This is a genomic window from Nonomuraea sp. NPDC049725 (genome assembly GCF_040674795.1).
GTDB classification, from domain to species: Bacteria; Actinomycetota; Actinomycetes; order Streptosporangiales; family Streptosporangiaceae; genus Nonomuraea; species Nonomuraea ceibae.
On the sequence record NZ_JBFANJ010000009.1, the window covers coordinates 115386 to 128410 of the forward strand.

Sequence of the window (13025 nt, forward strand, 5' to 3'; positions counted from 1 at the left end):
TGGTTGCCGTTAGATCATGCGGCGGTCGTGGCAGGGGGGCTGCGGCCCTGCCACGAAGCGGAAGGTCGCGCGTGATCACATTCGACGCTGTCACCAAACGCTACCCAGACGGAACGGTAGCCGTGGACCGCCTCAGCCTTGAGGCGCCCACGGGCGAGATCACCGTGTTCGTCGGCCCGTCGGGCTGCGGGAAGACGACGTCACTACGGATGATCAACAGGATGATCGACGCCACCGAAGGGCGCATCCTGCTCGACGGGGAGCCGGTCCAGGACATCGACCCGCCGACGCTGCGGCGCGGCATCGGGTACGTGATCCAGCAGGCCGGCCTGTTCCCGCATCGCAAGATCCTGGACAACGTCGCCACCGTGCCCTACCTGCTCGGCTGGGACCGCAGGAAGGCCCGCGACAGGGCCATGGAGCTGCTGGAGCGCGTCGGGCTCGACCCGGGGCTGGCCGGCCGCTACCCCTTCCAGCTCTCCGGCGGGCAGCAGCAGCGGGTGGGCGTGGCCAGGGCGCTGGCCGCCGATCCGCCGGTGCTGCTGATGGACGAGCCGTTCAGCGCCGTCGACCCGGTGGTCCGCACCAGCCTCCAGGACGAGCTGCTGCGGCTGCAGTCGGAGCTGAACAAGACGATCGTGTTCGTCACCCACGACATCGACGAGGCCATCAAGCTCGGCGACCAGGTCGCGGTGCTGCGGGTGGGCGGGAAGCTGGCGCAGCTCGCCCCCCCGAAGACGCTGCTGTCGGAGCCGGCCGACGACTTCGTCCGCGAGTTCCTGGGCCGCGACCGGGGCATCCGGCGGCTGCAGTTCGTCTCCACCGAGGGGCTGCGGCTGCGCACCGACCTGCCCGCCCCCGAGGGCGCCGGCACGTTCGTGTTCGGCACCGACTCGCTGCGCACCGCGCTCGACGCGGCGCTGCTGTCGCCGTCGGGCACCGCGGTGGCCGTGGACGAGCGGGGCGAGGTGGTCGGCGTGGCCACGAGGGAGGCGCTGGACGAGGCGCTGGCGGAGGCCGCCCATGGGTGACGGCCCGCCCTCACTCTGGGAGTGGATCGCGCGCAACTGGGACACCGGGCGGGTCGGCAGCATCAGGGACCTGCTCGGCGACCACCTGCTCATGTCGCTGGTGCCGATCGTGCTGGGGCTCGCGCTGGCCCTGCCGCTGGGGCTGGCCAGCGTCCGCTGGCGGTGGCTCTACCAGCCGACGGCCGGCCTCTTCAACGTGATCTACGCGCTGCCGTCGCTGCCGCTGTTCATGCTGCTGATCTCGGTCACCGGGCTGTCACCGATCACCGTGATCGTCCCGCTCACCTTCTACGCCATGGCCGTGCTCATCCCGGCCGTGGTCGACGGCATCGGCTCGGTGCCTCCGCACGTCCGCCAGTCGGCGGTGGCCATGGGCTTCACGCCGCTGCGCCGGCTGGTCCAGGTGGAGCTGCCCATCGCCGCGCCCGTGGTGATCGCCGGGCTGCGGGTCGTCGCGGTCTCCAGCATCAGCCTGGTGAGCGTGGGCGCGCTGATCGGGGAGGGCGGTCTCGGCATGCTGTTCACCCGGGCCTACCAGAACCCGTTCCTGCCTCCGGTCGTCGTCGGCATCGTGCTCATCGTGGCGCTGGCGCTCATCGCCGACGGGCTGCTGCTCCTGGCCCAGCGGCTGCTCACCCCGTGGGTGCGGGCGAGGGGGGCGTCGTGAACTGGCTGATCGACTTCTTCGGTGACCCCGCCCGGTGGACGGGCCTCGACGGCATCCCCGTACGGCTGCTGGAACACCTGGAGTTCTCGGCCCTGGCGCTCGCGCTGGCGATGCTGATCGCGGTGCCGATCGGGCTGCTCATCGGCCACACCGGCCGGGGCGGGGTGCTCGTGGTCGTCTCGGCCAACCTGGCCAGGGCGCTGCCGACGCTCGGCCTGCTGGTGCTGTTCGTGCTGCTGCTCGGCACCGCGTCGATCTGGCCGGTGATCATCCCGCTGGTGCTGCTGGCCGTGCCGCCGATCCTGGTCAACACGTTCGAGGGCATCAGGGGAGTGGACCCCGAGCTGCGCGACGCGGCGTACGGGATGGGGCTGCGCGGCGGCCAGGTGCTCGGGCGGGTGCTGGTGCCGGTCGCGCTGCCGCTCATCCTGCTCGGGCTCAGGCTCTCGGCCATCCAGGTGGTCGCCACCACGACCGTCGCCGCCTACACGGGGCTGGGCGGTCTGGGCAGGTTCGTGATCGACGGGTTCGCGACGAAGGATTACGCGAGCGTCGTCGGGGGTTCAGTGTTGATTGTGCTGTTCGCGCTCGTGGTGCAGATCGCGTTCACCCTCGCGCAGAGAGTGACGGTCTCCCCGGGGGTGAGCCAACGACTGAAGACACGTTGATTTTTCGTACTACCTCCCGCAAGAAGGGGACATTTTAATGAGACGCATGTTCAGCACCGCGGCGGTCGTCCTGTCCGCGGCGCTCACCTTGACGGCCTGCGGTGGTGGCGGCGGCGGGGGCAACCCGCTCGACACCACGAGCGCGGCGCCCACGGGCTCCGCCACCGGCGGCGGCGGGGGGACCATCGTGATCGGCTCCTTCGACTTCGACGAGAGCGTGCTGCTCGGCTCCATCTACGCCCAGGCGCTGGAGGCCAAGGGCGTGACGGTCGAGGAGAAGCCCCGCATCGGCAGCCGCGAGGTCGTCTACGACCAGGTCAAGAGCGGCGGCCTGACGCTGGTGCCCGAGTACAACGGCAACCTGCTGGCCTTCATCGACCAGCAGAACAAGGCCGCGACCACCGAAGAGGTCAACGCCGCCCTGAAGGAGAAGCTCCCCGCCGAGCTCGAAGTGCTCGAATCCTCCCCGGCCGAGGACAAGGACACGCTGTCGATCAGCAAGGACACCCAGTCCAAGCAGTCCATCAACACGATGGAAGACCTGGCCAAGGTGTCGAAGGACATGATCGTGGGCGGTCCGCCGGAGTTCAAGAAGCGCTGGGAGGCCCCCTTCAAGGAGGTCTACGGCATCGAGTTCAAGCAGTGGAAGCCCACCGGCCCGGCCACGGCCGACGCCATCAAGGACGGCTCCATCCAGGTCGGCAATGTGTTCTCCACCGACCCGAAGATCACCGCCAACAACCTGGTGCCCCTCCAGGACACCAAGAACATCTTCCCCGCCCAGAACGTGACCCCGCTCCTGAACAAGGCCGGAGCCACCGACACGGTGCGCACCACCCTCAACGCGATCTCCGCCAAGCTGACGACCGACTCGCTGCTGGACATGATGCAGAAGATCGCCGTCAACAAGGACGAGCCCGCCACGGTGGCCAAGGAATGGCTGAGCGCGAACGGCCTCGGCTGACCCGCCCGGCGGGGGCCTCTCCCCTGAGGCCCTCGCCGTGAGCGAGTTCACCGAGGCCATGGCCCAGCTCGCCGGCGGCGTCGCGGTCGTCACCGTCCGCGACGGCCGCGACGACGTGGGCGTGACGATCTCGGCGCTGCTGTCGGTCTCCCTGGCGCCGCCGCTCGTCCTGATCAGCCTGTCCAGCGGCGGCTACCTCAGCGAGGTGCTGTGCCGCCAGGACCGCTGGGCGTGCTCCCTGCTCTCCTCCGGCCAGGCCGCCATGGCCAGCCGCTTCGCCGCCCCCGGCCGGCCCAGCGCCCGCCACCTCGTCGCCGGCGCGCCCCACCATCGCGGACCGCACTCGGACGCCCTGGTGCTGGAGGACGGCGTCGCCGCCCTGGAGGCGGAGACCGTCCAGGTGGTGCCGGCGGGTGACCACACGCTCTTCATCGCCCAGGTCCTCGCCGTCTCGTACGTCACCCCGTCCCTGCACCCCCTGGTCCGGCTCCGAGGGCGATACCGGCCCCTGGGCTGATCTGCCAGGTCCGGTTGCCCGTGGGTTCGACGCCGGATGCCTTGCCGCTCTTTTGCCACGGCAGCGGCGCACGGCCGGGCCTGCGGAAACCACCTCACGCCCGGGGGTGCAGGGGGCCGGAGGCCCTTGCCAAGGGGGTCAGGGGGAGCCGGCTCCCCCTGGAGACACGGCCCGAACCGGCCACGCGCGCAGCGCGCCACCGGTGAGGCCCTTGCGGTCAGCGGATGACGTACCAGCCCGGCAACGACAGCGGCCCCCCGGCGGGCAGCCCCAGCTCCGCCGACAGCCGCGCCAGCGGCCCCCAGGCGTCGAGCCGCACCCGGGTGAGCGCCGCCGCCCGGTCCTCGCTGGAGTCGGGCCCGCGCAGCCGCTCCAGCGGGTTGAGCCGGGGGTAGGTGCGTACGGGCGCGTCGTCGGCGAGCCCGGCCCGCTTCCTGGCCAGGGCCAGCGCGTCCTCCAGCCCGCCGAGCTCGTCGACGAGGCCGTTGTCGCGGGCGTCGCCGCCGGTCCAGACGCGGCCGCGGGCGAGTTCGTGGGCCCGTTCGCGGGTGAGGGAGCGGCCTTCGGCGACCTTGCCCACGAAGTCGTCGTAGATGCGGTCGAGCCAGGCGTTGACCCGTTCCCACTGCTCGGGGGAGAAGCCGCGCGAGGTGGAGAACATGCCGGCGTTGGCGCCTTCGGCGACGGTCTCGGAGGTGACGCCGATGCGTTCGAGCAGCTCCGACAGTACGGGCTTGCCGCCGAAGACGCCGATGGAGCCGGTGAGGGTGCCGGGCTGGGCGACGATGACGTCGGCGGCCATGGAGACGAAGTAGCCGCCGGACGCGGCGAGGTCGCCCATGGAGACGATGATCGGCTTGACCTTGCGGGTGAGCACGACCTCGCGCCAGACGGTGTCGGAGGCGACGTACGAGCCGCCGGGGCTGTCGACGCGGAACACGACGGCCTTGACGTGGTCGTCGCGCCGGGCGGCGCGCAGCGCGGCGCTGATCGTGTCGGAGCCCATGGCGCCGCTGCCGCCGAGCGGGCTGCGGCCGGAGCGGCCGGTGCGGATCTGGCCCATGCCGTGGATGAGCGCGATGCCGTCGGCGGTCGGGTTGGGCAGTTTGCGGACGGCGGCGCCCTTGGCGTAGCGGGAGACGTACAGGAGGTGGGCCTCGTCGCCGGCGGCGCGCTTGACCTCGTCGTACACCTCGTCGCGGTAGGCCAGGCCGTCGACCAGCCCGGCCTGGAGGGCTTCGGCGCCGATGAACGGCCCCTGGTCGAACAGCTCGCGCACCTTGGCGGGGTCGAGGCGGCGGCCGTCGGCGATGCCGGCGGTGAGCTGGCCGGTGACGGATTCGACGATCCGGCCGACCGACTCGCGGTGCGGCTCGGTCATGTGGTCGTGGGTGAAGGTGTTGGCGGCGGTCTTGTACTCGTGCCGCTGGCCCATCTCGTAGCCGACGCCGAGCTTGGTCAGCGCGCCCTTGACGAACCGCTGTTCCAGGGCGATGCCGGTGAGCCCGACGTCGCCGCTGGGCTGGAGGTAGACGCGTTCGAAGGCGCTGGCCAGGTAGTAGGGCACGGTGCCGCTGCCGAACTCGCCGAACGTCTCGCCGAACGCCACGGTCAGCTTGCCGGAGGCGCGGAAGCGGACGACGGCCTGGCGCAGCTCCTGGACGGTGGCCAGGCCGAGCGGGTTGCCGCCGATCTTCACGATGAGGGCCTTGACGCGGGAGTCCTGCCGGGCGCGCTTGAGCCCGGCGAGCACGTCGGACAGGCGTGGCTTGCGCATGGACAGCACCGCGGCGAGGGGGTCCGCGGGCGGCCCCTCGATCACGCCTTCGGTGAGGTCCAGCTCCAGCACCAGGGGCGCGGTGCGCCGCTGACGGAGCTTGCCGACGGTTTCGCTGATCGCCTTGCCTGCGTCCATGAAAGCCACCCTAAGCGGCAGGAGCCGGGCGTGCGCTCACACTTGCGGTGTGCCGGTGGTGGCGGCCGCGGCGTCGACGCGGGCGGTGGTGTCGATGCGCAGGCCGGTGGTCTGGAGCCGTTGCAGCGCCTGGGCGGCGGTCAGGTTCGGGTACGCCTGCTTCAGCAGCGCGAAGCTGCCGGCGACGTGGGGTGCGGCCATGGACGTGCCGCTCATCAGCCCGTACGCGTCGTCGGGCACGGAGGCGGTGACGTCGGCGCCGGGGGCGAGCAGGTCGAGCAGCACGCCCCGGTTGGAGAAGGGCGCCATGCGGTCGGCGTCGTCGGTGGCGCCGACGGTGACGGCGGTGGAGACGCAGGCGGGGGAGGCGACGGCGTCGGTCCAGCCGTCGTTGCCGGCGGCGACGACGGGGGCCGCGCCGAGGGCCATGAGCTGGTCGAACTGCGGTTTGAGCGCGCCCGCTCCGGGGTCGGCGTCGCAGTGCCGCCGGTGCGGCCCGCCGCCGCCGAGGCTCATGTTGACGGCGGCCACGTTGCGTTCCTTGGCGACCCTGGCGACGTATTCGAGGGCGAGTTTCTGGTCGGAGGTGTAGCTCAGGAAGCACGGCACCCGCGTGGTGCCGCAGGCGACGGCGCTGTTGATGCGGGAGAAGACCTGGATGGGCAGGATGCCCGCTTCGGGGGCGACGCCGTTGGCGGGGGCGCCGGTCACGAGTTTGCCCGCGGCGATGCCGGCGACGTGGGTGCCGTGGTCGCACCGGTTGGCGCCGCCGTCCAGGCACTGGCGGGTCTCGGCGTCGGCGGCTCCGGGCCCGGTCTGGTTGGCCTGGCCGTTGGGGCAGAGGGAGACGGCCTGGCTCGCCGCGTCGGAGGTGGAGAAGCACGCCTCGTCCACGATCCGGCCGGCCAGGAACGGGTGGTCGCGGTCGATCCCGGTGTCGAGGACGGCGACGGTGGCGCCCTTGCCGGTCCAGCCGGCGGCGTGGGCCCTGTCGGCGCCGATCACCTTGGTGGTCTCGGCCAGGAACGGCTTGCTGAGCGCGTCCTCGTACACGGCCTTGACCCGGGCGTCCTTCCTGAGGAGGGCGAGCGCGTCGGCGTCGAGTTCGGCGACGAAGAACGTGGGCGACTCGGTGGACTCCAGCACCCGGGCGGAGGAGGAGCCCTTCTCGACGTCGCCGGCGACGGCGGTGACGCTCTGCCCGGGTTTGACCTCGACGATCGAGCGCACCTTCTGGTGCGTGTCGAGCTGGGCGATCAGTGCCGGGCTGATCACCGGGTCACCGGTGTCGGCCTGCCCGGCGGCCGTCGCGGCGAGCAAGGCCGAGGTCGTGGCCGCAGCCACCAGGAGCATTCGTCTCACGGCGGGACAGATGCCCGCACCTGGGGCGCGTGATGTCGGGGTTTCCCGAGTGATTAACGAGTCTTGAGGACGTTCGCGGCCGCCTTCTTGAGCGCGGTGCTCGTGGACTTCGCGGAGAGCCGCACCTTCTCGGAGGAGTTGAGGACCTTGGTGTTGTTCATCCCGTGCGCCCAGTTGAGCCAGCCGGTGAGCAGGGCGCTGTCGAGCCGCTGCTTGGCCGTCCTGCTCGCCTTGAGCACCCGGTACGCCTTGCCCAGCGACGAGGCCTTGGTCAGCTCGGGGAAGACCTTGCTGGCCTTGTGCGCGAGCTTGAGGTAGCAGGTCAGGGTGGCGTCGTCGATCGAGCCGGTGCCCCGGTAGACCTCCACGGCCCACTGCTTGGTGGTCATCGGCTTGGCCGAGGTTCCGCGCGTGCAGACGGTCGCGGGCGCCTTCGGGGTGGCGGTGATCGTCACCGTGACCGTGACGGTCGGCAGCGGGACCGGCGTCGGGTCCGGGTCCACCGGGTCGGGCTGGGGCGTCGGGCCGCTGCCGGTCGGCTCCGGCTCGGGATCGGTGCCGGGGTCCGGCGAATCAGGGTCCGGCGAGTCGGGGTCACCCGGCCCGCCGGGGAGCGTCGGCGGGTTCTGGCTGATCTCCGGCTGCGGGGCCGCCCCGGCGAGCGCCGCCGCCAGGTCCAGGCGCGGCGTGCGCACCTGGACGCCGTTGGCCTGGTAGACGTACGGCCTGCCGGTCGTCTTGAGCTTGTCGATCAGCTCCGGCATGGGCGTCTGCGGCGAGGCGGCCTTCATCAGGGCCAGCGCCCCGGCGACGTGCGGGGTGGCCATCGAGGTGCCGCTGTAGACGGTCGTCTGGTTGCCCGGCACCGCCGACTCGATGTCCACGCCGGGCGCGAACAGGTCGAGCAGCGCGCCCCGGTTGGAGAAGTCGGCGATGGCGTCGCCGTCGTCGTTGGCGCCCACGGCCACGGCGGAGGTGATGCAGGCCGGGTAGGAGGCGCCCTCGAAGTACTCGTTGCCGGCGGCGACCACGGTCGCGATGCCCTTGGCCAGCAGCGCGTCGATCTTCGGCTTGAGGACCTGGCCTTCCTCGCTGGTGTCGCAGGAGGTCTCGGACGGCATGCCGCCCAGGCTGAGGTTGACGGCGGCGATCGGGGCGGTCAGCGACGCCACGTGGTCCATGGCCAGCCGCAGCGACGACTCGAAGGCCAGCAGGCAGACGGGCTCGCCGCACACGTCCATGTCCTCGACGCGGCTGAACACCTGGACGGCGATGATCCCGGCTTGGGGCGCGACGCCGGCGGCGATGCCGGCCACGTGGGTGCCGTGGTCGCACAGGTTCACGCCGCCCGCCAGGCAGTTGGCGGTCGTGGCGTCGGCGGCGCCGGGGCCGGTCTGGCTGGTCTGGTCGTTCGGGCAGAGCGACTTGACGCCCTGGTCGACGGCGGAGAAGCAGGCCTCGGCGGTGATGCGGCCGGTGAAGGCCTGGTGGCCGGCGTCGATGCCGGTGTCCAGGACGACGACGTTCTGCCCGCTGCCGGTGAAGCCGGCGGCGTGCGCCTTGTCGGCGCCGATCTGGGGGAGGCTGGAGACGAGCGACGGCGGGTAGGCGCGGTCGCGGCGGATCGAGGTGACATTGGGGTCCTCGGCGAGCGCGGCCAGCTCCTCGGCGGTGCCCTCGACGACGACGAACGGCTGGCGTTCGGGCTGCAGCAGCACCTCGGCGTTGCCGATCTCGGAGATCGGGGCGGGGATCGGCTGGGTGAGCTCGACGATGGCCCGCACGGTGCCGCCGTCGACGCCTAACCCTTCCTCGACCTTCTCCTCAGGGGTGCTCGGAGCAGGGCTGGGAGCAGTGCTCGGAGCAGTGCTGGGAGCGGGGCTGGGGGCGGCGGTCGGGACCGGTGCGGCCGTCGGATCGGCGGCGAGGGCGGGCGCCGCGGGCAGCAGCGCGAGCACGAGCGAGCACACGATCAGGGGGCGGAATCGCACCGGCGTCCTCCGAGAAGGGGATGATCTCGGAGTTTAGGGCGATTTATCCCCCAGATATAGGGCCGGAGCCCCTTTCTCACCAGACTTTCAGGCGGGCTTCGTCAACCAGACAGCTCCCAGCGGCGGCACCCGCAACGTCGTGGAGTAGGGCAGCCCATGACAGGGATCCTCGACAGCCTCGATCGCGCCCATGTTGCCGACGCCGCTGCCCCAGTACTCGTAGGCGTCGGTGTTGACCGCCTCCGTCCACTCCCCGCCGTACGGCAGGCCCAGCCGGTAGCTCTCGTGCGGCCCGCCGCTGAAGTTGACCACGCACGCCACCGCGGACCCGTCGGCCGCGTAGCGCAGGAACGAGAACGTGTTGCCCGGGGCGTCGTCGGCGTCGATCCACCGGAACCCGTCGGGCGTCGAGTCCTGCTCCCACAGCGCGGGCGTGTCGCGGTAGAGCCGGTTGAGGTCGCGCACCAGCCGCTGCACGCCCTGGTGCCCGTCGAACTCCAGCACCCACCAGTCGAGCCCGCGCTCCTCCGACCACTCCGAGCCCTGGCCGAACTCCCCGCCCATGAACAGCAGCTGCTTGCCCGGATGCGCCCACATGAACGCCAGCAGCGCCCGCAACTGGGCGAACCGCTGCCACTCGTCGCCGGGCATCTTGCCCATGAGCGAGCCCTTGCCGTGCACCACCTCGTCGTGCGAGAGCGGCAGCACGTAGTTCTCCGAATAGGCGTAGATCAGGGAGAACGTCATCTGGTGATGGTGATACTGCCGGAAGACCGGCTCGTGCCGGAGATACTCCAGCGTGTCGTGCATCCAGCCCATGTTCCACTTGAAGCCGAACCCGAGGCCGCCCAGGTGCGCCGGCCGTGACACGCCCGGCCACGCGGTCGACTCCTCGGCCACGGTCGTGATGCCGGGCGCCTCCCGGTAGCAGACCGCGTTCATCTCCTTGATGAACTCGACGGCGTCCAGGTTCTCGCGCCCGCCGTAGACGTTCGGCGTCCACTCGCCCTCGCGCCGCGAGTAGTCCAGATAGAGCATCGAGGCCACGGCGTCCACCCGCAGCCCGTCGATGTGGAACTCCTTCAGCCAGTAGAGGGCGTTGGCCACCAGGAAGTTGCGCACCTCCCTGCGGCCGAAGTCGAACACGTACGTGCCCCAGTCGGGGTGCTCGCCCCTGGCCGGGTCGGCGTGCTCGTACAGCGGCGTGCCGTCGAAGCGGGCCAGCGCCCAGTCGTCCATCGGGAAGTGCGCGGGCACCCAGTCGAGCAGCACGCCGATGCCGCGCTGGTGCATCCGGTCGACGAACCTGCGGAACTCGTCGGGCGTGCCGAAGCGGGCCGTCGGCGCGTAGTAGGAGGTCACCTGGTAGCCCCAGGAGCCGCCGAACGGGTGCTCGGCCACCGGCAGCAGCTCCACGTGGGTGAAGCCCATGTCGGCCACGTACTCGGAGAGCTGGTCGGCCAGCTCCAGGTAGGACAGGCCGGGCCGCCACGAGCCCAGGTGGACCTCGTAGATGCTCATCGGGCCGCTGCGCGCCTGCTTGTCGCCGCGCGCGGCCATCCAGGCGTCGTCCTCCCAGGTGTAGAGCGACTCCTCGACGACGGAGGCGGTCTGCGGCGGCACCTCGGTGCGGCGGGCCATCGGGTCGGCCTTGTCGCGCCACACGCCGTCGGCGCCCAGGATCTGGTACTTGTACCGTTCGCCCGCTTCCAGGCCGGGGATGAACAGCTCCCACACGCCCGAACGGCCCAGTGACCGCATCGGGTAGGCGGTGCCGTCCCAGTGGTTGAAGTCGCCGACGACGCGGATGCCGCGCGCGTTGGGCGCCCACACGGCGAACGCGGTGCCGCGTACGTCCTGGTGCTCCATCACGCGCGCGCCGAGCACCTCCCACAGCCGCTCGTGGCGTCCCTCGCCGATCAGGTGCAGGTCCACCTCGCCCAGCGTCGGCCAGTGGCGGTACGGGTCGCGCGTCTCGTGCGGGTCGTGACCCGGGTACTGGACGCTCAGCGTGTAGGCGGGCACCTTGTCCAGCCCCTGGACCGTGGTCTCGAACACGCCGTGGGCCTGGTGTTTCAGGTCGTGGGCCGTGCCGTCGTCCAGCACCACCCTGACCCGTTCGGCCAGCGGGCGCAGCGCCCGGAACGTGACCCCGCCCGGAACCGGGTGCGCGCCCAGCACCGAGTGCGGATCATGGTGCGCCCCGCCCGCGAGGCGGTCGAGCTCTGTCCTCATCGGCATGCTCCCAACCCTGCCCTACGACGACCGTCCAACCCAGCCACTGCCCGCTTTCACCGAGACAATCACCGAAAGTGCGGAATCTTGGGTTTATCCGGGAGAACTTGACCTCAAGCGCAATTGAGTTCTTAACGTTCCATGCATGAACATAGAACGTGCCGGCCGGCGGGAGTGGATCGGACTCGGCGTCCTCATCCTGCCGACCCTGTTGCTGTCCATTGACGTGAGCGTGCTCCACCTGGCCGCCCCGGCCCTGAGCGAGGACCTGCGCCCGACCGGCGCGCAACTGTTGTGGATCAATGACATCTACGGGTTCCTCATAGCCGGGTTCCTGATCACGATGGGCACGATCGGCGACCGCATCGGCCGCCGGAAGCTGCTGCTGATCGGCGCGGGCGCGTTCGCCGTGGCCTCCGCGCTGGCCGCCTACGCGCCGAGCGCCGAGGTGCTCATCGCCGCGCGGGCGCTGCTCGGCGTCGCCGGGGCCACGCTGATGCCGTCCACGCTGTCGCTGATCCGGAACATGTTCCACGACCCGGCCCAGCGGACCACCGCGATCAGCTTCTGGATGATCGGGTTCAGCGGCGGCATGGTGATCGGGCCGCTGGTCGGCGGCGCGCTGCTGGAGAACTTCTGGTGGGGGTCGGCGTTCCTGCTGGGCGTGCCGGTGATGGCCGTGCTGCTCGTGGCCGGGCCGCTGCTGCTGCCCGAGTACCGCGCCCCCGACCCGGGCCGGCTCGACCTGGTGAGCGTCGTGCTGTCGGTCGTGGCCGCCCTCGCCGCCACCTACGGCGTCAAGGAGCTGGCCGCCGGTGAGCCGGGCCCGCTCGCGATCCTCGCCCTCGCCGCCGGCCTGGCGCTGGCCGTGGTCTTCATCCGGCGGCAGCGCACGATCCCCGCCCCGCTGCTGGACCTCAAGCTGTTCGCCGACCGCCGCTTCAGCGGCTCGCTGGCCAGCCTCATGCTCGTCATCCTGGTCGGCCCCGGCCTGGGCCTGCTCGCCGGCCAGTACATGCAACTCGTCCTCGGGCTGTCGCCGCTGGAGGCCGGGCTGTGGACGCTGCCGTCCACGCTGGCGGTCGTCGCGGGCTTCGTGGCGGCGCCGCCGCTGGCGCGCCGCATCAGGCCCGGGTACGTGGCCGCCGCCGGGCTGGTGCTGGGCGCGGGCGGCCTGCTCCTGCTCACCCAGCCGGGTCTCGCGCCGCTGGTGACCGGGCAGACGCTGTTCTTCCTCGGCGCGTCGCCGCTGCTCGTGCTCGGCACCGACATGGTCGTCGGCTCCGCCCCGCCGGAGCGGTCAGGCTCGGCGGCGGCCCTGTCGGAGACGGCCCAGGAGTTCGGCGGCGCGCTCGGCCTGGCGATCTTCGGCAGCATCGCGGCGGCCGTCTACACGGCGCGGCTCACCGTGCCGGACGGGGTGTCGCCGGAGGCGGCCGAGGCGGCCGGCGACACCCTCGGCGGCGCGATCGCCGTCGCGTCCGGCCAGCCCGGTCCCGTCGCCGCCGCCCTCGCCGACGCGGCCAGGGAGGCGTTCGGCTCGGGGCTGGCGGTCGCGGCGGGCGCGGGAGCCATCGTCGTCCTCGCGGCGGCGATCATGGCGGCCACCGTGCTCCGCCACGTCCCCGCCCTCAGCGCCGACACCCCCGCCCCGGCCCACGACTGACCGGCCGCG

Annotated in this window: 10 protein-coding genes; 6 read left to right on the plus strand and 4 right to left on the minus strand. The window is 71.7% G+C overall.

The features are described 5' to 3' along the window. The first annotated feature begins 71 nt into the window (after window positions 1–71). From AB0J53_RS23960 to AB0J53_RS23980, 5 genes are read left to right on the plus strand one after another with little or no spacing between them, the layout of a single operon-like run. Window positions 72–1031, plus strand: a complete 960-nt coding sequence (locus tag AB0J53_RS23960; RefSeq protein ID WP_364175887.1) for an ABC transporter ATP-binding protein — start codon at window positions 72–74, stop codon at window positions 1029–1031. Then, window positions 1024–1698: an ABC transporter permease subunit gene (locus AB0J53_RS23965; protein ID WP_364175890.1), complete on the plus strand. Its 675-nt coding sequence runs from the start codon at window positions 1024–1026 to the stop codon at window positions 1696–1698. The genes AB0J53_RS23960 and AB0J53_RS23965 overlap by 8 nt, the downstream gene beginning before the upstream one ends. Continuing rightward, window positions 1695–2366, plus strand: a complete 672-nt coding sequence (locus AB0J53_RS23970) for an ABC transporter permease subunit (protein WP_364175893.1) — start codon at window positions 1695–1697, stop codon at window positions 2364–2366. Before AB0J53_RS23965 ends, AB0J53_RS23970 begins: the two co-directional genes overlap by 4 nt. 46 nt (window positions 2367–2412) lie before the next feature. Continuing rightward, window positions 2413–3330: an ABC transporter substrate-binding protein gene (locus AB0J53_RS23975; protein WP_364175896.1), complete on the plus strand. Its 918-nt coding sequence runs from the start codon at window positions 2413–2415 to the stop codon at window positions 3328–3330. A 37-nt stretch (window positions 3331–3367) separates the two neighbouring features. Continuing rightward, the gene (locus AB0J53_RS23980; RefSeq protein WP_364175899.1) at window positions 3368–3847 is read left to right on the plus strand and encodes a flavin reductase family protein; all 480 of its coding nucleotides are present in this window, start codon (window positions 3368–3370) and stop codon (window positions 3845–3847) included. 217 nt (window positions 3848–4064) lie between these two features. On the opposite strand, the gene sppA is transcribed toward AB0J53_RS23980, so the two are convergent. The 4 genes from sppA to glgB form a co-directional block, all read right to left on the minus strand. Continuing rightward, window positions 4065–5762 carry a signal peptide peptidase SppA gene (gene sppA, locus AB0J53_RS23985; RefSeq protein ID WP_219500989.1) on the minus strand — a complete coding sequence of 566 codons (1698 nt, stop codon included), beginning with the start codon at window positions 5760–5762 and terminating at the stop codon, window positions 4065–4067. Window positions 5763–5798: 36 nt separating this feature from the next. Then, on the minus strand, window positions 5799–7115 hold the full coding sequence (locus tag AB0J53_RS23990) for a S8 family serine peptidase (RefSeq protein ID WP_364176461.1): 1317 nt from the start codon (window positions 7113–7115) through the stop codon (window positions 5799–5801). Window positions 7116–7177: 62 nt separating this feature from the next. Beyond that, window positions 7178–9115, minus strand: coding sequence for a S8 family serine peptidase (locus AB0J53_RS23995; protein WP_364175902.1), 1938 nt, complete (start codon window positions 9113–9115; stop codon window positions 7178–7180). Between the two features lie 87 nt (window positions 9116–9202). Further along, window positions 9203–11350, minus strand: a complete 2148-nt coding sequence (glgB, locus tag AB0J53_RS24000; protein WP_357590340.1) for a 1,4-alpha-glucan branching protein GlgB — start codon at window positions 11348–11350, stop codon at window positions 9203–9205. A 145-nt stretch (window positions 11351–11495) separates the two neighbouring features. Here glgB and AB0J53_RS24005 point away from each other — a divergent pair, with 145 nt between their 5' ends. Then, complete coding sequence (locus AB0J53_RS24005; protein WP_364175905.1) at window positions 11496–13016, plus strand: MFS transporter; 1521 nt, start codon at window positions 11496–11498, stop codon at window positions 13014–13016. Window positions 13017–13025 lie beyond the last annotated feature (9 nt).